The organism is Sphingobacterium siyangense, from assembly GCF_007830445.1.
In the GTDB taxonomy this organism is placed as follows: domain Bacteria; phylum Bacteroidota; class Bacteroidia; order Sphingobacteriales; family Sphingobacteriaceae; genus Sphingobacterium; species Sphingobacterium siyangense.
Genome location: NZ_VLKR01000005.1, coordinates 55,122 through 74,380, shown reverse-complemented (window position 1 = coordinate 74,380; position 19,259 = coordinate 55,122). Strand labels below are relative to the sequence as shown.

Sequence of the window (19,259 nt, the reverse complement as noted above, 5' to 3'; positions counted from 1 at the left end):
TATGTGGGAGAAAGTTAAGTTAGGGGAACTAGCAACATTTATTAATGGTTACGCATTTAAGCCCTCTGATTGGTCCAGTGAGGGACATGAAATAATTAGGATTCAAAATTTAACAAAATCATCATCAGAAACTAATTATTATAAAGGACAACTTGATAATAAGTACAAAATAACCAAAGGTGATATACTGATTTCATGGTCTGCTACGCTTGGAGTGTACACTTGGAATAAGTCTGATGGTTGGTTAAATCAACATATTTTTAAAGTAGTTTTTAATAAAAAAGAAATTAATAAGTCTTTTTTTATATACCTTATTCAATATGTTTTAGATGACTTAAAATCTCAAGTACATGGTGCTACCATGAAACATATTACGAAAGGAAATTTTGATAATACCTTAGTCCCGCTCCCCCCGTTACCTATTCAAGAAAAAATAGCTACGATCTTGGACATGGCGGATGAGTTACGTCGCAAAGACAAAGACCTACAAACCAAATACGACGAACTTGCGCAAGCTATCTTTATCGATATGTTCGGCGATCCGGTTAGAAATGAGAAGGGTTGGGAGGTGATAAAGATAGCTGACCTATCAAATGTTTCTTCCGGTAGTACCCCTAGCAGATCAAATGATAGTTTTTATGTTGGCAATATTCCCTGGGTAAAAACTGGTGAAGTTAGGGGTACAACGATCTTAGAGACAGACGAAAAAATATCCGAAGAAGCTTTAAAGTCTTCCAGTTGTAGAATTTACCCTAAAGGGTCGATAATTATTGCAATGTATGGACAGGGGAAGACAAGAGGGCAGATCGGTATTCTTGGTATTGATGCCGCAACGAATCAAGCTTGCGCTGTTATATCTCCCTCAAAAAAAATGAATTATGCTTATTTATTCGAATTATTAAAGCAAAATTATGAAGACTTGAGGAGTTTAGGCAGAGGAGGAAATCAACCTAACCTTAATGCTGGTTTGATTAAAAATTATGAAATAATTAATCCCCCTCTCCACCTCCAAGAAGCCTTCGCTAAAAAAATAGAGTTGATCAACCAGCTCAAAGCGCAAACCAATGCACAGAAATCCGAGGAGCTTTTTCAGTCCTTATTGCAGAAAGCATTCAAAGGTGAGTTGGTAAGTTAGTCTCCTTTCATTTTTATCCAATATTAGAACAAAAAGTTTACAGATAATGTAAACTTTTTTAGTTATATTCGTATTGTGAATATTATCGAAGTCGCTACAAGTCAGTCCCATTTAATCGAAATTGCTCCGGTTCAAAAGAGCGATTTCAAAAACTTACCTGTCAACAGGTATTTCTTTGATTGGAATGAGGAAGCTTCTTTTGAAATATTCAAATTGACGATTAAAGGGAAAGACGATATATTGGGCTTGATTTCTTTTGAAAGAATCCCAGATGAGATGCGGATCCATGTGAGGTTATTAACCGCATCGGTAGAAAATGTGGGGGCAGCTAAAATATACGACAGAATTATTGGCAACTTATTGGCATACGTGGCCAAACTTGCAGTACGTGATTTTGGTGAATGGGCCTGTATTTCATTACGACCCAAAACCCAGATCGCACAGCATTATATCGATAAATATAAAATGAATATTACCGGAGTGACACTTAGTTTAGAGGTTCCGGAGATTTTTGAATTAATTGAACTTTATGACCATGACAACTAAAAAAACAACGCTTTTGAATACGGTCGAATATGGCGTAGACGCGAGGTATAATTCGCAGGAGGAAAAACAAAATGATGCTCAACTGTTAATGCAGGCGAGAAAGGATAGGATGGCTAGAACGTCCGAACAGGATATAATGCGCGCAAAATTGATGCAGCTAAAACTACAAATTGACGAGTACTTGAACTCCGCTGAAAGTGATGTGCAACATCAATTTACGTCATTTTTAAATACATATATTAATACCATCTACGAAAAACAACAACAGTTTGCACAAGATTTGGATATTACACCTGTGTCTCTAAGTCAGATCTTGAACAATCATCGTGAACCGAAAGAGGAGTTTTTTAAGAAGCTGATGATTCATTCCGAGCGTATTTTTAAGGCGATTAAAGGCTTTCATAAACAGAGTTGGTATCAGGTATACTATCGTGACAAAATCAATGAAACAATGGCACATCAGGATGAGTGGCGTGAAGAACTTGAAAAGAAAATAAAGTTTCCGGCATTTTCTTAATGATTTAAGGATAATTAATGTATCTTCCATAGGTATCCTTTCATGTAGCGATAAAACCATATTAATATAGATAGAAAATTGAGTAGAAATAAATGGTATCAAATTTTGACTTTTTAGCGGAAGAGTTTCCTCTTATTTACCAAGAAATCACACAGGCAGAACAGCATACTTTTACAGCACCGCGTTTTGCGGCGATGCTATGCCGCTCTACCTTAGAGATGTCGCTTTTTTGGCTTTACGAAAATGACTCGGATTTTGAAATGCCATTTGACAAATCGATCAATAGTCTGCTGCATACGGACTCATTCCGTGAAAACATAAGGTCCTCTGTGCGTGAAGAATTGAATACTGTTCGTTTGTTAGGCAATATTGCTTCGCACGCAGGAAAAGGGAATACCGTAAAAACAATTAAAGATACAGAGGCCTTACATGTACTCAAATGCATGTACAACTTTTTACATTGGATAGCAAAATTATACGCCAAAAGATTTCCGGGAGAAGCACAATTCGATGAGAATCTAATCCCTCGTGGTCTGGTCGATGATATCAACGTAAAAAAAGTTAAAGAACTAAATCAATCTTATCAAGAGGCTCAAAAGCTTGCAGATGAAGCCTACAAAGAAAAACAAAAGGCTTTACTGCAGAATGAAGTGTTGCGCAAACAGTTGGAAGAAGTACAATCGCTACTCGCCAACAGAAAGGAAGAACGAGAACAAGTTATCGCCGCTTTACCAGCGCCGCCTATGCTCATAACTGAGCTGGAGACACGTCGCTTGCTCATCGATCTTTATCTGAGAGAAGCTGGATGGGACAACCTACAAAAACCCCGCGATCTGGAGTTTGAAGTAAGTGGAATGCCTTTATCAACGAATCCTTCTGGCAAAGGATACATCGACTATGTCCTTTGGAACGATGATGCCAAACCACTAGCGATTGTTGAAGCTAAAAGTACGCTTCACGATGTACATAAGGGTCAACACCAGGCCACACTTTATGCGGATTGTCTAGAAAAAAATACCGGCCAGCGCCCTATTATTTTTTACTCCAATGGGTATGAAACGTATATATGGGATGATCAGTTTTATCCGCCCCGACAGATTTACGGTTTCTACAGCAAATCGGAGTTACAAACATTGATCAAAAGACGGGAATCGCGAAAGGATATCAGGAAATTTGAAGTAAATGCTGCCATCGCGGGGAGATATTACCAGCTAGAGGCAATACAGCGACTTTCGGAGCATTTCGTAACGGTGAAGAATGATAAACTGAGAGGAACAAATCGTCGTGCTTTATTGGTGATGGCAACGGGCTCAGGTAAAACACGTACTGCTGCTGCCATTGTGGATATGCTTACTAAGTCCAATTGGGCCAAACGGATACTTTTCCTAGCAGATAGAAATGCGTTGGTTACACAGGCTAAAAATGCGTTTAAGGAGCATTTGCCTCACTTGTCAGCAGTAGATCTGACCAAAGAAAAAGAAACAGGTCATACCAGAATTGTTTTTTCGACTTATCCAACCATGATGAACCTTATCAACAACCAAATGGAGGGCGATAGTCGGGATTATGGTGTAGGTCACTTTGATGCTATTTTCATCGATGAAGCACACCGCTCCATTTATCAAAAATACCAATCTATCTTCGATTACTTTGATGGTTTATTGATTGGGTTAACGGCTACACCCAAAAAAGATCTTGATAAAAATACGTATTCATTTTTTCAATTAGAGGATGATATACCCACTTTTGCCTACGAATTAGATACTGCCGTAAACGACGGCTTTTTAGTACCGCCACGCTCGTATGCTGTCCCTGTACAGATGGTAAGGGATGGCGTGAAATACAAAGATTTAAGCGATGAGGATAAGGCCGAATTAGAGGAAAAGTTGGGATTGACAGCGGTATCTGATGAAGCCCTTCAGGAATTTGAAGTTGGAGCGTCTCAGATTAATTCTTTTTTATTTAATGAACCTACAGTAGATCTTGTTTTGGATCACCTCATGAATAATGGGTTAAAAGTAGCTTCTGGCGATAAGGTCGGCAAAACGATTATTTTTGCCAGAAACCATCGTCATGCTGTTTTTATCGAAGAGCGATTTAACAAAAACTATCCCGAATATGGAGGCAACTTTTGCCGGGTCATTGACAATTACAATGACAAAGCGCAAGATTTACTTGAAAAGTTCTGTTATGACAAAGAAGAACTAGAACCTCAGATTGCTATTTCGGTCGATATGATGGATACAGGAGTCGATGCACCTAGCGTACTGAATCTCATATTTTTTAAACCGGTAAAATCATATGCTAAGTTTTGGCAAATGGTAGGAAGGGGTACTCGTTTACGTCGTGATTTATTTGGACCCCATGAGGATAAAAAATTCTTCCTACTATTTGACTACTGCCGAAACCTTGAGTTCTTTCAGGAGAATCCGGACGGTTATCAAACGAATACCCAAAGACCTTTAAGTCAACTGTTGTTTCTGGAACAATTACATGTTGCTAACCTTATTCAGGAGAATATGGATGCCAATAACCAAGATTTAGCTTTAGCAAAGGAATATATCAATCAACTACATGCCAAAGTAGCGCAGCTGGATACAGCTCGGTATGAGGTCAGAAAGCATCTCGCTGTAGTGCATCAATTTGCAGATAGAAGCAAGTGGGACAACCTCAATAAATCTGCTATCATTGCTATAGAAACGGAACTGTCTCATCTTATTCCTTACACTGAAGACATAGATGAAATGGCTAAACGATTCGATCTAAATAGTTATAAACTGCAAGGAGCAATGATTAATAAATCTCCGCGGCAGACCGTCCTTATCCAGAACTTTATGGATATAGGAAAGAGACTATTAAAAAAGCGAAATGTACCTGCTGTCGCTGCTAAAGAAATCGTCATAAGAGAGATGGCCTCCATAGATTTTTGGCAAGATGCATCAGTATCAAAAATTGAAAATCTACGAAAGGAAATTCGAGATCTAATACACTTGCTCAAAGAGGAGAATAACATTAAACCTATTTATACAAAGCTTGATGATAATCTTTTAAAGGAAGAAATTATCGGGTATGATATTATCGCAAATTTTAAAAATCTACAAGGTTATAAAGATCGAGTAACCGCCTTTATCAAAAAGAATAAGCATCATCTTGTGATCGACAAATTGCATAAAAATCAACCGATCAATGCTTTCGAATTACAGCAGTTAGAACAATACCTCGTAGCGGAGGCACTGGGGTCCAAGGAAGAGTTTATAAAAGAATTTGGTGATCAGCCGCTAGGAACTTTTATTCGGTCCATTATCGGCTTGGATCAAGAGGCTATACAGGCTCATTTCACAAATTTTATTGGTGAAGCTAACCTTTCGGCCAAGCAGATCAAGTTTATGGACACTGTAATACGTTATTTCGTAACCAACGGTTATCTAGAAACCGCCGATCTCATGGAACCTCCTTTTACGGAGCTAGATGACAGCGGGGTTATCGGATTATTTGACGAAAACAATGTTGTCAAACTCATGAGCTTAATCAAGCAAGTTAACCAAAATGCAGATATCGGGGCCTAGATGAACATGTATTCATCTACTCCCCCTGTGCATTGATTTTGTCCAGTATATTCGTTAATTCATCCATCATCGCAGGACGGTGCCTGTAGATCATTTTCCAGTGAAGCATTTGGGCCAAGAGTGTTTCCCTACCAGAAGGTATATCTTTAAATATAGCGAATACGATGTCCATCAATCGTTGGTAGGCATTACGTTTATTGGCAGACTCAGCATGTTGATCCAATAGGGATGAGTACAATTTCATAAGTTCCGCAGGATACAATTTATATAAATGCTCATGATAGTTTAGTATGGTTTCCAGATCGGTCTGCCGTTGCACCAGTGCAAGTAATTGGTCGAACATATTCTCTTCAATATAGATAGGACCTATTTCGTTCAAAAGCCAGTAGTCTTGGTGTTTCGAATAGGAACTCTTTTCTCCGGTTGATTTTGCGCGAATCGAGTTGATTTTGTCGTTAATGACACTTCTCCATTCTTCTGAGGTATAGGTGTTTTTCCACTGGTTGTAATAGTGGCTGCTAAAAGAGTAACCTATAGCGAATTTTTCTGTAAAAGAGCGCACCATTGGAATGTCATTTTGCAGAACGGCAATATGAAAAAGGGTTTCTTCCCAGTCCCTTATTACACGAGGATGCTGTGCTTCTTCCGCTAGTCGTATTCCTTCAACCAGCAATTCCTTGGCCTCTTCAAAGCGCTCGTTTTCAATAGCTTTTTCGACCTGAACCTTCCTCATTTGTGGCAAATGGATTTGTTGTTCTATCAATTGCTGTACCTCTTCTTTCCTGTTTCCTTTTTGAAGGATGGAGGCTTTAATCTGTATAAAAAAACTACTACGGTAATCATAACGGTCTAAACGAGCTTTATGAATAGCCACATCGGCAAAGTGCAGAAAATCATCTATTTTACTTAAATCCAGACATAGCTGCGCATAAAGATCTGTCATATCATATCCGAAATCGCCATAGTCAAAGTACAGATCCTGTTGCAGCTCTTTATTCAAATACGCAGCAATCTTTTCTTTCAAATCGACGGGGGACTGCACCGCAATATCTGTCAATAAGGATATACCACTATCGATAGCATCTCCTATAGATCCATTGCTATCGTCGGCGTAAGTAATCACTGGCATGACTTCCTGTATATACGCCATGCATAACAAGCTACCGTTTAGGATGTTATTTTTGGATAGATAATATTGACCTTGCATCAGAATTTTTTGTAATTCCCGTGCTAGCTTACCACTTGAACCATAATCGATAAATTCGTGTTTGCTGTAGGTCTTGATCGCTTTCCTAATCTGATCCTTTATTTGCTTTTCTATGTCAAAGTTTTCATCTTTTTCTACAAAGAATAGTTCCAAATCAGATTTAAAGCTACTGTCCTTTTTGCTGTACTGGACAATAAATGCTTTCAGCTCGTCGCTACTGATATTGTCCAGTAGTTTTTGAAAGGATAGTTTTGTTTTTTTCTTGGTAGTTTTAGGTACATCCTCAGGAGCAATCGCTTTTTCATCCCGTATAGCATACAAGACAGCAACCACGTGCTTGCACAAATCGCCATCGTAGGGACAGTCACATCCATAATCTCCTACTGATCCTTTTTTGCTAATTTCAATCTCTACAAAATAATCGTCCGACCCTGCTACCACTGCACCCCATACACCATCTTCTGTTTCTCCAAGAGATTCAACCTGTCCTTTTTGGTAGTAGACTTTACCTCGCTGTAAAATCGTACTATTGATCTGTTTTTCAAAAGATGATAGTTCCATTTCCATGTTTTTTTAAAAATAGTAATTTATGTGTCGATAGAACAATTGATTTTCTAAAAAATTATCCTCACTGTACCAGCCGACAGATCTTTTATCAAATTACTTGGCGAGAACCAAGTTGTCGACTTCACGAGTAGCAGCAGGCACGTTAACCAAAATGCTTAAGCATACCATCGGATAGATTTATTGTTATAATTTCGTATCTTAATCGACTAAATACAATGTAATATGGCAACACTAGAAATAGGACAGAAAGCACCGGATTTCAGTGCAAAAAATCAACATGGTGAAACAGTCCATCTTTCAGATTTTAAAGGGAAAAAAGTTATTTTATATTTTTATCCAAAAGACAATACACCAGGTTGCACCACGGAAGCCTGTAATTTCAGAGACAATTATCAGTCTTTGAAAAAAGATGGTTTTGAAATCATAGGCGTAAGTGTGGACAGCGAAGCATCGCACCAAAAATTCATCAGCAAACATGAGCTTCCTTTTCAGCTGCTTGTAGATGAAGACAAGAGCCTTGTAGAGGCCTATGGTGTATGGGTCGAAAAGAACATGTATGGCAAAAAGTATATGGGCACAGCACGTACCACTTTTGTGATTGATGCAGATGGCATTATCCAACATATCATCAAAAAAGTAGATAACAAAAATGCGTCCCAGCAGATCCGTGATTTAGGCATTTAAAGAATACCTCTTATCAAGAATCTTATATCTAAAATCTAAAACTAATATCTATATTTGCCACTTATGAGCAAACAGACAGACGACTTTTTCAAAAGTGTAGTATCACACGCGAAGGAATACGGTTTTGTATTTCAATCGAGCGAAATATATGACGGATTAAGTGCCGTCTACGATTATGGTCAATTGGGTTCGGAATTAAAAAACAACCTAAAGACTTATTGGTGGAAATCCATGGTGCAATTGCACGAAAACATTGTTGGTATTGATGCCGCAATTTTCATGCACCCAACAACATGGAAAGCATCTGGTCACGTTGATGGTTTTAACGACCCAATGATCGACAATAAGGATTCAAAAAAACGTTACCGTGCCGATCAATTGATCGAAGATAAGATTGCACGTTATGAGGCAGATGGTAAGACAGCTGAAGCTGCTGCCCTATTAGACGCTTTGAATACCGCATTGAATGCAGACGATTTAGCTGGACTGAAAACCATCATTGAAGAACATAATATCGTATGTCCGGTTTCAGGCACCAAAAATTGGACTGAAGTACGTCAATTTAATTTGATGTTTGCAACCCAAATGGGTGCTATGGCAGATGGAGCTGATCAGGTTTACCTTCGTCCTGAAACCGCACAAGGTATTTTCGTCAACTTCCTGAACGTTCAAAAGACAGGACGTATGAAAATTCCTTTTGGTATCGCCCAAATTGGTAAAGCTTTCCGTAACGAAGTAATTGCCCGCCAGTTTATCATGCGTATGCGCGAATTCGAGCAAATGGAAATGCAATTTTTCTGCCGCCCGGGTACTGAATTGGAATGGTATAACAAATGGAAAGAGACACGCTTGAAATGGCATTTGGCATTGGGCTTCGATTCATCAAACTACCGTTACCACGACCACGATAAATTAGCGCATTACGCAAATGCTGCAGTTGATATTGAATTCAACTTCCCATTCGGATTCAAAGAAGTTGAGGGTATCCACTCCCGTACAGATTTTGACTTGAAACAACATCAGGAATTTTCTAAAAAGAAAATGCAATATTTTGATCCGGAGATCAATCAAAACTACATTCCATATGTCATTGAAACTTCAATCGGATTGGACCGCCTTTTCTTAACTGTATTATGTAACTCTTTGGTAACAGAAGATCTTTCTACAGCAGAAAAACAAGATTCGCGCGTTGTATTGAAATTTCCACCAGCATTGGCACCGGTAAAAGCTGCAATTTTACCATTGACCAAAAAAGATGGTTTACCAGAAAAAGCACGTGAGATCCTAAATACACTAAAATTGGATTACAACGTTCAATATGACGAAAAAGATGCCATTGGAAAACGTTACCGTCGTCAAGATGCAATCGGAACACCAATCTGTATCACAGTCGATTACGATTCATTGGAAGACAACACCGTAACCATCCGTCACCGTGATACGATGGCACAGGAACGTGTTGCCATTGCCGACCTTGAAAAAATATTGAATGACTTGGCTGGTTGGAACACCCTACTTAAAAAATTAATATAGTCGAATCGCTATAACAGAAAAGGTGTCCATTGCTGGACACCTTTTTGTTTTTAATAGATGTAGGGCGGCTAGATGCTAAGTACAACAACTGTGCTAGTATTCTATCACAATATTGTCGTCCCACTGTTCGTTCTTCACGACCTGAAATCCCAGATTCCCATTGGCGGTCTCCAGCAATTTGCCCTTAAACTGTATTTGAACATTATTTCGGATTTCACTTCCCAATTCAAACGTACGTAGCAATTGGCCATCTTTGAAAACTCGGAACTGATATTTAATAGCCTTGTTATCGAGATAATAGCCCATAAATTGGTTGAACGAAAAACTTTGATTAGCCACCGTAAAATGTGGGACAACCGTCAACACACTTTTATCGAAATGATCGCTACTCCGCGTCATAAAAGGATAATAATGAAATACAGGATGAAGTTGCTCTACCTGAATACTATCAATTGCGCTCAGATCTTCGCTGTCTGTAAAAGTCAACTTGACCTCGCTGTAGATCCGGTTTAAGTTTAGGACCCGCTCTAACGCCCCCTTAACCTCAAAGGTATCCCGAGCGGCAAACAACTCCGCAGATTGTTCAGAAAAAGCATTGGTAGCATAAAAATGTTCAAAATCCACAGCCTCTGCCATAATCAGCGGTAATGTTGAATTTTTAGCTATTAGACTGAGGTAATAAGTTCCAATCGGCAATTCAACAGCGAATGTTTCCTGCGAATTAAGCACTCCCGATTTGATCATGGCCTTCGATTTTGCATCGAACACATGATAGTAAAACTTGCTTGGTAAAACGGCCGGGTTGACTTGTCCGTAAATCATCAAGTTGTCCATCTTAAAGGTACCTGTCGTTGGACTGTAACCCGCTCCTCCATCCCTGCTACCCGCAAATAATGAGATTTTCAACCAAAGCTCTTTACTGTTGCCAAGCGATATGTCAGCCAAAGAAGCACTTACAGAAACTTTAGATGAAAGAGACAGATTAGAAGGATACTTGACTGTGTCTGAAAGTGCGGAAAAACTATTCCCCTTATCAAGCGAATAACTCAAAAGCAGCGCCCTTGGTCCTGTACTCGAACTATTGCAATCAAAGGTCCAAGTACCCAGCGAGTGAATACTTGTAGTAGGAATCTTGACTAGTATCTCTTTACTCCCTTTAAAACTAACGGCTTTTCCCGTTGCGGGCCAACCAGCCAAGAAATCATAGTCTGTCTTTTCATTGTTGTAATCGATCGAAACGGCGGCATCGAGTGCGACTTCAGGAACAGTGTTGCTACTATCAAACGTCCAGTGGTACAGCAATTCGTTTTCGGAAGCAGCTCCGCTTAGCGCAGCCCGTTTTGCTTTGATTGATTGTTTTTTTAGGGGAGTAACAATCGCTTCAAAATCCTTGACTTTGAATTTTACCGCATGAATTGTTTCATCGTTTTCATCGGGAAGTTTTGCATGCTTTTTGCACGAAGGCATTGCGGCTAAAACCAGGATGAATACACATGAAAGAATTCCCCAAGTTGACTTGGATTTTCTTTTCATAAATATAAATGATTTATAAGTTAATTAACCGGCAGATTAAAATTAACTTATAAATCATTTCACTCCAATAGTATAACTAAAAAGTTACAATCCTTTTTTCACTTTTGCCAGTGGTCTCTTTATCTATTTTTTGAACGTATATCTTTCCAGAAGAGGTTGTTAATTTCATTTTGAGCACATTATTCATCCCTGTTGGACGTACATACTCGCCATTAAATTCGTCCCATTCATAGATCGGATTACCTTCTTCATTCATCCAGATATAGCTATAACGCGCATCGACTTTATCCTTTACTGTCAATTGTTCTGTGTTTTTCTTCTTGTCGATTTTAACCTGAATATTCTTTGGCTAATCAATTTTGTCCAAATACCAACTCCGTCTTTTCCAAGCCAGCATTTCCAGTGGACCTGCTTTGCATCTGCCGATTGCGAGCGGTTTACAGACTCAATAGCATATGGATTACCAGTCCAATACTCATCGGAAAGCTGGGCAAAGGAATGTCCAATTTCGCGCATCGCGATGTCATTGCTCTTAAAATTAACAGTGACGAGTCTTTCTCCGATATTGTCAACAAAACCATTCTTCCGATTTCCGTGGAGGGGAGCCCACCAAAAATCAACGGTATGAGGATCCAGTTATAGCTCGGAAATCTCCATAGACTATTCCATTAAACGGCATAGTAACATCCGCCAAACAACCTAGTAGCGCATACGATGTTCCTGTACATATTCACTCGGCGACAGTTTGGTTATTTTCTTGAACACCCGATTGAAATTGACAACATTGTTAAATCCTGTTTTAAAAGCGATATTAGAAACACTTTCCGAAGATTCGTCAATCAACATTTTACAGGCACGTTCAATCCGGATTTCATTGAGGAAGGTCACATAGGTTTTCCGGGTATGTTTCTTAAAATACTTGCAAAATGCGTGTGGTGTCATGTGTGCTACCGCTGCTATATCTTCCAAGGAAATCTTGTCTCCAAAATGCTGGAAAGTATATTGGAATATTTCATTGATTCGCAATCCTTCGGCATCTGAGAACTTCTTTTGTGGAATACCTGTATACAGCGAAGTCCATTGATCTACTTTTTTACTTAAAAAATTAATCAGCTTCACAAACGAAAGGAGACGATCTATGCCCGCACTCACGTTAATCTGTACAAATTTTTCTTTCAACGCGACGGAATGCTCCGCATCCAATTTTTTACTGACGTTGATGTGTTCCAGGAAATACTTAACATCATCGAATTCAGGAAAATCCAGAAAGGGTTTAAAATGTTCGTAGTCGAAAAAAATATGGATGGCATGAATACCATCCTTTATATCCTCCCCTGTTTTGAACATATGCGGTTCATCCGCATCAACGATATAGATCTCGTCCTCTTCAAAATTGTGGGTAAAGTTGCCAATCATAAAGGTTCCTCGCCCCTTCAAAATATAGGTCAGCTGGATTTCCTTGTGTCGGTGGTAGTTGCTATAGAATGAAGGCAGAATATCTTCCTGCACACAAATAGATCCTTGGTAAACTACCGGAACTGTAAATTGAACGACTTTCATTACGTATTGAAACAACAAATATTAAACAGTTAATTCAAATGTAAGATTTTTTAAGACAATAATCGTTAATTTTTAGCAAGAAATTCCTTTACCTTCCCTAAAAACTGTGGCATCGCTGGGTCCTCACCACTCAAGGATAAAATTTGGAAAGTCCGTGGATTTATCCATAGATAACTTGGCGTACGATCTATACCAAAATCATTTTCCATCGTTGCTTGGTCGTTATAATTCAAAAAATAACTCTGCTTGCCCAGGGCAAGCTCTTTACTTGATTTGATCCATTTATCCAGATCCTTATCCAGCGAAAAATAGATAACCCTTACCCCCATAGCGTTCAACTGAGATTCTTTTTTCCGTAACATCTCTATATCCGCCTTACTATTTGTATTGGAAGTTCTCCAAAACGCGGCAATCAGCATTTTAGCTTTTGAAAAATCCTTCAAATTCAAACTATCCCGTTCTACATTCATGGGGCTAATAGCAGGAAATACAGGCATATTTTCATAGAAGTCTTTCACCTTATCGACCTTTTCACGTGCAAACTTAAAATAAGGATGTTTCTGTAAATCTGCATTAAAACTCAGCAATGCGGCATCGAATTTTTTATAGTTCGTCTGATCCAAGGAGATGTATTTAAAAAAATAAGGCAATACCAAGGATGAACGATGGGTACTATCGAGAATAAAATCGGCGTATAGTGTGCGTGGATTAAATGCTGTATTGCCACTTAAGCGCTGTATTTCATCGACTGTTTTTTCATAGGAACCGTCATTTCTTGCAGCCATCGAAGGCAACTGGCTCTCCAGTTGCCTTACCCTTTGACTTTTATTTGCAGTTTTATTTTTTTCCTCCTGTTCACGCTTTTGGTAGGCTGCATTGAACTGCACAAAATCGTTCGCATTCTGTGAAGAGGTTGTCAAGGTAAACTTGCCCTGATTTTCACTCAAATCATATTCACTCCCGCCTTCGACAAATAACGTATAGGGCTCCATACCCTTTATCTGAATATCATAAAATCCGGCCATAGCCAATTCACCTTCCAGAACAAATTGCCCATTGGCAACCTGTGTTTTTACAAATTGCTGCAATTTATTATCGTGATCGACGAGGCTCACCTGAGTCCCGTCCCCGGCGGAAGTTTTTCCGGTTATTTTATAGCTAAAGCTATTCAACAAGGCGGCTGTCTTCGCCGATTCGGACTTTTGTGTACAGGCTGTCGTCCCCAAGGCCAGCACAGAAATCAAGCAAAAATAGTTAACGAACTTCATAATCTTTATAGTTTCCGTTTTCAAATAGACGAATCTTTCCTTTTTTACCTTTAATCTGGAGGTCGGAAACCTTTCCATTCTCCCATTTCATATCCACAGTGTAGTTTCCTCTGGTTTTGAGACCGCTAACTTCACCCTTTGACCAGGCTTTAGGTAGCGCAGGTAATAGATGGATATAACCATTGTGGCTCTGTATCAACATCTCGGCAATCCCGGCTGCACCGCCAAAGTTTCCGTCTATCTGAAAAGGCGGATGCGCACAGAACAAATTAGGGTAGGTACCTGCCCCGACTCCCTGATAGGTTGTTTCATTGGTAAAAGCGGGCTTAAGCAACTGCCTTAGAATTTCGAGTGCATGATCACCATCCTGTAATCTCGCCCAAAATAATATTTTCCATGCTCTAGACCAGCCGGTTCCTTCATCACCACGTACAGCTAAAGTCTTACGTGCTGCGTCAGCCCATTCAGGTGTCGTCTGTGGCGAGATAAATGCCGCGGGATACAGACCATATAAATGTGATACATGTCGATGTTTAGGTTCAACTTCCTGATAGTCCTCGAGCCATTCCATCACACGCCCCGATGGGCTAACAACTACAGGCGGAGGGATATCCTTCAGCTTCGCTTTCAAGGCGCCGGCAAAACTATCGTTCGTCGTAAGGATAGAATCAGCTTTGATCACCGCCTGGTATAACTCCCGTACGATCTGGTTATCAATGGTAGGTCCCATCACAACCGCAGCAACTTTTCCATTGGCCATTCGGAAAGCATTTTCCGGCGACACCGACGGTGAAGTGACCCACCATCCTGTTTTAGGGTCCTGAACCAATGTATGATCGTAGAACTCTGCCGCTCCTTTGAGTATCGGATAAATCTCTTTGAGGTAATTTTTATCCCCGGTAAACAGATAATGTTCCCAGAGATGGTTACATAACCAGCCTGAGGCCGTACTCGCTCCCCAGGAAGCCTGCTCACCCGGAGCGGAATACCCCCAGATATTCGTCATCATATAGACCACCCAACCCGGTGCGTTATAGTAAGCCTTTGCTGTCTGCTCGCCAGTTTTTGCAATCCGCTTTATCATTTCAATAAAAGGCTTATGATATTCGCTCAGGTTATTGACCTCCACGCCCCAATGATTCATCTGTGCATTGATATTGAGATGATAGTCACCATTCCAAGGTGTATTGATCTGATTAGCCCATAGTCCCTGCAGATTTGGCGGCAGAGAATTTGTATTTTTAGGAGCAGCACTTGAAATATTCAAATACCTTCCATACTGATAATAAATTGTGGCCAGATCAGGGTCCTGAACTGGATTTTTATAGAAATTGGCAATCCGTTCATTGGTAGGGATAGCGTTATTCGCCTTATTTCCAAACAAATTAAGATTTACCCGATTAAAGATTTTTTGATAGGCAGCAAGATGGTTTTTATATATTTTCTGTTCGTCAGCAGTTTTTGCGGCTGCAACAGCCGCTTTGACAACAGGTAAAGGATCCTTCCCATAATAGGAAGTACTTGCTGAGAAATAGACCGTGAGACCACCTTTTGCAGACACCTCTAAGGTTTTATCCTTTTTGCTGATCTGCAGATTTTTACCTTTAACCTGAATTAATCCAACGAATTTCAGATTTTTACCTCCTTTTCCATCAGGCAAAAATCCCTCGATCAGAATCCCATCGTCCAACAAGGTGTAACGGTCAATATTTTCCTGCCGCTGGAATGATATGCCTAACTGCTGTACCTCATCGTTATGTTGACTCAATTGGATAACACCTACATTATTGTCAAAAGAAGTATAATAACGACGTTGGAACTGTTGTCCGTTTATCTTGAATGAAGTTTGTGCCGAGGCAGTCGCTAAGTCCAAGGAACGCTTGTACTCTTCGATCGTTCCCGCGGGCAATTTATAATCCAGCAAAAGGTCACCGAATAACTGATAACAGCCATAGGGAACCTTTGCACCATTACCAAAACCAGATCCCTTGCCTTTGGTCACAAAAGTTTCATTGACCAGTTTTTCGGCTTCATCATTTTTACCAGCTTTAAGCAGTGCCTGAATGGCTTCAACATTTTTGTAGGCTTCATAATTATTGGGATCTTCTGGACTGCCCGACCACATACTGATCTCGTTGAGCACGATCTTTTCCTGACTAGGATTTCCATCTGGCATCATGCCGATGAGTCCATTTCCCAATGGCAGAGTTTCTTCCCAAGCCTTCGCGGGCTTATTATACCAAAGTACGAGTGGATTTTGTTGGGCAAAAAGCAACGTGGTATGACATATACATACCACGATAAACATTAAGAATTTATTTGCCATACAATTCAAGTTCCGCTATGGCCAATTCATTGCCGTCGATAAATTGTTTTGGTTCAAATTTGATAAACTTGGTTGCACTGTTTGTATCAAAAAACACCTGTTGCAAAATTGGATTTGCCTTAATATTGGAAAACTCGCCCTCTTTAACAAGGGTCCATGTTTTTCCGTCGGTACTGGTTGATATTTTATAATGTGTTGGTGTCCCTATGTTCTTTCCATCCTGACGAGGAAGGAAGCCGATACCAGAAACAGGTTTGTCTGTAGCGACAACGATTACACCTTGATCGGCAACAGTCGCAAAAGTACCTGGTTTTCCGTCAGATATATAAGCATTATTATTGGATCTACCTGTCGAAATCTTAAATCCAGTCAGCTTTTTCACCTCTTTGGTATTAAATGCAAAGGGTTCGTTGTACTCCTTGAACAGTCCAAAATCACTGAGCGTGATTGCTACCGGAGCATAAACATGAAGACGTAATTTACTTGCAGTTTGAGGTTGCTCGAGTTTGATGAGGCGGTTTGCGCCGATACTTGTTGCTTTGGCCAAAGGCTTCCAGCTGTTATTTTCCCAACGTTCAATCGAAACACTATCGATACGTTGTCCCAACTTAATATTTTCTCTCAACTGAATAAGGTCGAACTTCGCTGGGGATTTTAATTTTATTTCCAATGTTGCCGATGTTTTGGAATCGTCTGTTGCCCAATAGCTATAGCGGTCGTTATCGGTAATAAATGAAGTACCATAGGATTTGGAATCACCGTTACGGACATTGGATGCCGTGATGGTCGCTCCTTTGGCTAAATTGGTACGGAAAGTTTCCTTCACTTTTTTCCCAAAAGCCTGCAGCGACTTCACATCATTCTCATGTAATGTACCAGAAGGCATCGGTGCTAAGCCAAGATTCATGCATGCTCCTCTTCCAACGGATTTTAAATAGATCTCAAAAAGCTGATTTGGTGTTTTTACACGGCTATCTTGTTCTTCATGATAAAACCATCCCGGACGTTGTGGCACGTCACATTCAGCAGGTATCCAATATTTACCATTACGGTCACCTGTTTCGGCATTATGTGATTCTGTCGCTCCGGGTACAGCGACTTTTCCGTTTAAGCCAATCGGCGTAAATGTTGCCCATGAAGTTTCAGCAGCAAATCCTTTTTCATTACCCACCCAACGCATATCGGGACCGATATCTGAGAAAATAACCGCTTCAGGCTGTAATTTTCGTACAATAGGCCAAGTTTTCTCATGCCACTCATAGTAAGTTGTTCGATCGATGATACGCTTCCCTTCATGGCCACCATAAAAGCCATCGCCGCCATTTGCTCCATCATGCCAGGAGGTAAACAAAGAGCCATAATTGCTCATCAATTCGGTCAGTTGCTGTCTGTAGGCATCTGCATAGGCCGGTGTGCCGTAACGTTCATCGTGACGGTCCCAAGCAGAAAGATATACACCAAATTTCATCCCATTCCGATGGGTCGCTTGCATAAAATCTTTGACCATATCACCTTTTCCATTTTCCCATGGTGAGGAAGCGATACTATAGGATGTTGTCTTGGTTGGCCACAAACAGAATCCATCATGGTGTTTTGCCACACTAATTAAGCCCCTGAAACCACCCGCTGCCGCTGCCTTAGCAATTTGATTTGCATCAAAAGCCGAAGGATTAAACAATGAGGGCTGTGCATCACCATAACCCCACTCCTTATTTTGGAAAGTTGTCGGCGTATAATGAATCAAACAATACGTTTCCATCTCCTGCCACTTTAATTGACGCTCGGTTGGCAAGGCCCCGTAAGCTTTTAAAGTATCTGATTTGGCGACAGGCCCGCTGGAAAGTAAAATGGAGGATAACAAGATTGTCAACATAGTCTATATTTATGTGCTAGAAAATTAGGTTGTAAAGCCCTAAGATAAGAAGTTTTGCAAAATGCTGTATGTAACATTTGCGTACAAAACCGAGCGATGCTCAGCTCGATTAGGATGTATTCCTGGGGCAAATCGTATTTTTTGATCAAATCAATCGATTGATTAAAATATGCAAAACATGAATGCTGTAATAATACTTGGCACTAGTAGAACAATTGTTCAGCACATGCGGCCCCGCCAGTTTGAACCCGCTCGCCAGTTTCAGAAATCGAAACTGTATTTTTTCTTAAATAATTGTTTGTCGACAAGGCTCGGGGGAGAAACTCTTCCAGCACCATAACTCCTTTGATCTCATTAGGCTTGGCATCATAGTCACTAAATATCTGAACAGTTTTAAAAGCTGAATTAGGATAACTTACAACGAGGCTATCTAGGTTCTTCGCTGAATTAAAATAGAACGTTTTTTAGGACCTGAGTTGCTCGTCGACGTAGCTGTACTCCCCTTTTAGCAAATCACCTATGTATTGATAAGTTCGACAATTTTCCCGCCCTCAAATAATAACTTCTGTCTGTCTGAAAATATAAGTTCCTTATTAAAACTCTTTTTTTCAAGTATCATCCGATTTCCGTTTACACGAACGTCCCAGTACACCTTATCCGTAAAAAAGGGGGCAAATCCGTTCGTGGTAGGTATCTCTAAAAATCCGCCTATAATGCGATCCAATTGTTTCCCACGATAACTCAATTTCATTTCGTTCACGTTAGACATAAATAATTCAGCGGTAGATGACTCTAGATACAAGATCGGAATTTGCATTGGTCTTTGTCAAAAGTTCCTTCCTCGTCCTTTGAACAGGAAAAGCAAAGCACTAGGAATATAGTACAAGGCAAAAGCCATATTTTTTTCATAAAATGGGTTATTTCATTGCTAATTATACGAATAT

Annotated in this window: 15 protein-coding genes; 7 read left to right on the top strand and 8 right to left on the bottom strand. The window is 40.0% G+C overall.

Translation table 11 applies throughout. From position 1 onward, the window contains the following. The first annotated feature begins 1 nt into the window (after window position 1). The 4 genes from IQ31_RS06580 to IQ31_RS06565 all read left to right on the top strand — a co-directional run bounded on the left by IQ31_RS06580 (window position 2) and on the right by IQ31_RS06565 (window position 5,764). The gene (locus tag IQ31_RS06580; protein WP_145327512.1) at window positions 2-1,135 is read left to right on the top strand and encodes a restriction endonuclease subunit S; all 1,134 of its coding nucleotides are present in this window, start codon (window positions 2-4) and stop codon (window positions 1,133-1,135) included. A 75-nt stretch (window positions 1,136-1,210) separates the two neighbouring features. Beyond that, window positions 1,211-1,681 carry an N-acetyltransferase gene (locus tag IQ31_RS06575; protein ID WP_145327511.1) on the top strand — a complete coding sequence of 157 codons (471 nt, stop codon included), beginning with the start codon at window positions 1,211-1,213 and terminating at the stop codon, window positions 1,679-1,681. Beyond that, window positions 1,671-2,198, top strand: a complete 528-nt coding sequence (locus tag IQ31_RS06570) for a helix-turn-helix transcriptional regulator (RefSeq protein WP_145327510.1) — start codon at window positions 1,671-1,673, stop codon at window positions 2,196-2,198. Before IQ31_RS06575 ends, IQ31_RS06570 begins: the two co-directional genes overlap by 11 nt. A gap of 92 nt (window positions 2,199-2,290) precedes the next feature. Next, window positions 2,291-5,764 (top strand): DEAD/DEAH box helicase family protein, encoded by a 3,474-nt coding sequence (locus IQ31_RS06565; RefSeq protein ID WP_145327509.1) that lies wholly within the window; start codon window positions 2,291-2,293, stop codon window positions 5,762-5,764. A gap of 16 nt (window positions 5,765-5,780) precedes the next feature. On the opposite strand, the gene IQ31_RS06560 is transcribed toward IQ31_RS06565, so the two are convergent. After that, window positions 5,781-7,538, bottom strand: coding sequence for an SWIM zinc finger family protein (locus tag IQ31_RS06560; protein WP_145327508.1), 1,758 nt, complete (start codon window positions 7,536-7,538; stop codon window positions 5,781-5,783). A gap of 222 nt (window positions 7,539-7,760) precedes the next feature. Here IQ31_RS06560 and bcp point away from each other — a divergent pair, with 222 nt between their 5' ends. Together bcp and IQ31_RS06550 are read left to right on the top strand one after the other, a co-directional pair. Further along, complete coding sequence (bcp, locus tag IQ31_RS06555; RefSeq protein WP_145327507.1) at window positions 7,761-8,222, top strand: thioredoxin-dependent thiol peroxidase; 462 nt, start codon at window positions 7,761-7,763, stop codon at window positions 8,220-8,222. A gap of 63 nt (window positions 8,223-8,285) precedes the next feature. Then, on the top strand, window positions 8,286-9,755 hold the full coding sequence (locus IQ31_RS06550) for a glycine--tRNA ligase (RefSeq protein WP_145327506.1): 1,470 nt from the start codon (window positions 8,286-8,288) through the stop codon (window positions 9,753-9,755). 93 nt (window positions 9,756-9,848) lie between these two features. On the opposite strand, the gene IQ31_RS06545 is transcribed toward IQ31_RS06550, so the two are convergent. Both IQ31_RS06545 and IQ31_RS06540 read right to left on the bottom strand, forming a co-directional pair. After that, window positions 9,849-11,288, bottom strand: a complete 1,440-nt coding sequence (locus tag IQ31_RS06545) for a hypothetical protein (protein WP_112374996.1) — start codon at window positions 11,286-11,288, stop codon at window positions 9,849-9,851. Between the two features lie 76 nt (window positions 11,289-11,364). Continuing rightward, window positions 11,365-11,589 (bottom strand): hypothetical protein, encoded by a 225-nt coding sequence (locus IQ31_RS06540; RefSeq protein ID WP_145327505.1) that lies wholly within the window; start codon window positions 11,587-11,589, stop codon window positions 11,365-11,367. A gap of 44 nt (window positions 11,590-11,633) precedes the next feature. Between IQ31_RS06540 and IQ31_RS27270 the strand changes: the two genes are divergently transcribed. Next, window positions 11,634-11,930: a hypothetical protein gene (locus IQ31_RS27270; protein ID WP_158638811.1), complete on the top strand. Its 297-nt coding sequence runs from the start codon at window positions 11,634-11,636 to the stop codon at window positions 11,928-11,930. Between the two features lie 57 nt (window positions 11,931-11,987). On the opposite strand, the gene IQ31_RS06530 is transcribed toward IQ31_RS27270, so the two are convergent. The 5 genes from IQ31_RS06530 to IQ31_RS06510 all read right to left on the bottom strand — a co-directional run bounded on the left by IQ31_RS06530 (window position 11,988) and on the right by IQ31_RS06510 (window position 19,132). After that, complete coding sequence (locus IQ31_RS06530; protein WP_145327503.1) at window positions 11,988-12,848, bottom strand: helix-turn-helix domain-containing protein; 861 nt, start codon at window positions 12,846-12,848, stop codon at window positions 11,988-11,990. Between the two features lie 65 nt (window positions 12,849-12,913). Further along, on the bottom strand, window positions 12,914-14,116 hold the full coding sequence (locus tag IQ31_RS06525) for a DUF4369 domain-containing protein (protein ID WP_158638809.1): 1,203 nt from the start codon (window positions 14,114-14,116) through the stop codon (window positions 12,914-12,916). Beyond that, entirely contained in the window at window positions 14,103-16,442 is a 2,340-nt protein-coding gene (locus tag IQ31_RS06520; RefSeq protein ID WP_145327501.1) for a glycoside hydrolase family 95 protein, read from the bottom strand. Before IQ31_RS06520 ends, IQ31_RS06525 begins: the two co-directional genes overlap by 14 nt. Beyond that, window positions 16,432-18,315 (bottom strand): alpha-L-fucosidase, encoded by a 1,884-nt coding sequence (locus IQ31_RS06515; RefSeq protein WP_145327500.1) that lies wholly within the window; start codon window positions 18,313-18,315, stop codon window positions 16,432-16,434. Before IQ31_RS06515 ends, IQ31_RS06520 begins: the two co-directional genes overlap by 11 nt. Before the next feature lie 517 nt (window positions 18,316-18,832). Next, window positions 18,833-19,132 (bottom strand): hypothetical protein, encoded by a 300-nt coding sequence (locus IQ31_RS06510; RefSeq protein ID WP_145327499.1) that lies wholly within the window; start codon window positions 19,130-19,132, stop codon window positions 18,833-18,835. Between the last annotated feature and the right edge of the window lie 127 nt (window positions 19,133-19,259).

What these genes read in the sequence shown, in the direction of transcription:
- IQ31_RS06545 (WP_112374996.1), bottom strand. Translation starts at nt 11,288, where the DNA reads ATGAAAAGAAAATCCAAGTCAACTTGGGGAATTCTTTCATGTGTATTC.
- IQ31_RS06580 (WP_145327512.1), top strand. Translation starts at nt 2, where the DNA reads ATGTGGGAGAAAGTTAAGTTAGGGGAACTAGCAACATTTATTAATGGT.
- IQ31_RS06560 (WP_145327508.1), bottom strand. Translation starts at nt 7,538, where the DNA reads ATGGAAATGGAACTATCATCTTTTGAAAAACAGATCAATAGTACGATT.
- IQ31_RS06520 (WP_145327501.1), bottom strand. Translation starts at nt 16,442, where the DNA reads ATGGCAAATAAATTCTTAATGTTTATCGTGGTATGTATATGTCATACC.
- IQ31_RS06515 (WP_145327500.1), bottom strand. Translation starts at nt 18,315, where the DNA reads ATGTTGACAATCTTGTTATCCTCCATTTTACTTTCCAGCGGGCCTGTC.
- IQ31_RS06525 (WP_158638809.1), bottom strand. Translation starts at nt 14,116, where the DNA reads ATGAAGTTCGTTAACTATTTTTGCTTGATTTCTGTGCTGGCCTTGGGG.
- IQ31_RS06530 (WP_145327503.1), bottom strand. Translation starts at nt 12,848, where the DNA reads ATGAAAGTCGTTCAATTTACAGTTCCGGTAGTTTACCAAGGATCTATT.
- IQ31_RS06510 (WP_145327499.1), bottom strand. Translation starts at nt 19,132, where the DNA reads ATGCAAATTCCGATCTTGTATCTAGAGTCATCTACCGCTGAATTATTT.
- IQ31_RS06565 (WP_145327509.1), top strand. Translation starts at nt 2,291, where the DNA reads ATGGTATCAAATTTTGACTTTTTAGCGGAAGAGTTTCCTCTTATTTAC.
- IQ31_RS06550 (WP_145327506.1), top strand. Translation starts at nt 8,286, where the DNA reads ATGAGCAAACAGACAGACGACTTTTTCAAAAGTGTAGTATCACACGCG.
- IQ31_RS06570 (WP_145327510.1), top strand. Translation starts at nt 1,671, where the DNA reads ATGACAACTAAAAAAACAACGCTTTTGAATACGGTCGAATATGGCGTA.
- bcp (WP_145327507.1), top strand. Translation starts at nt 7,761, where the DNA reads ATGGCAACACTAGAAATAGGACAGAAAGCACCGGATTTCAGTGCAAAA.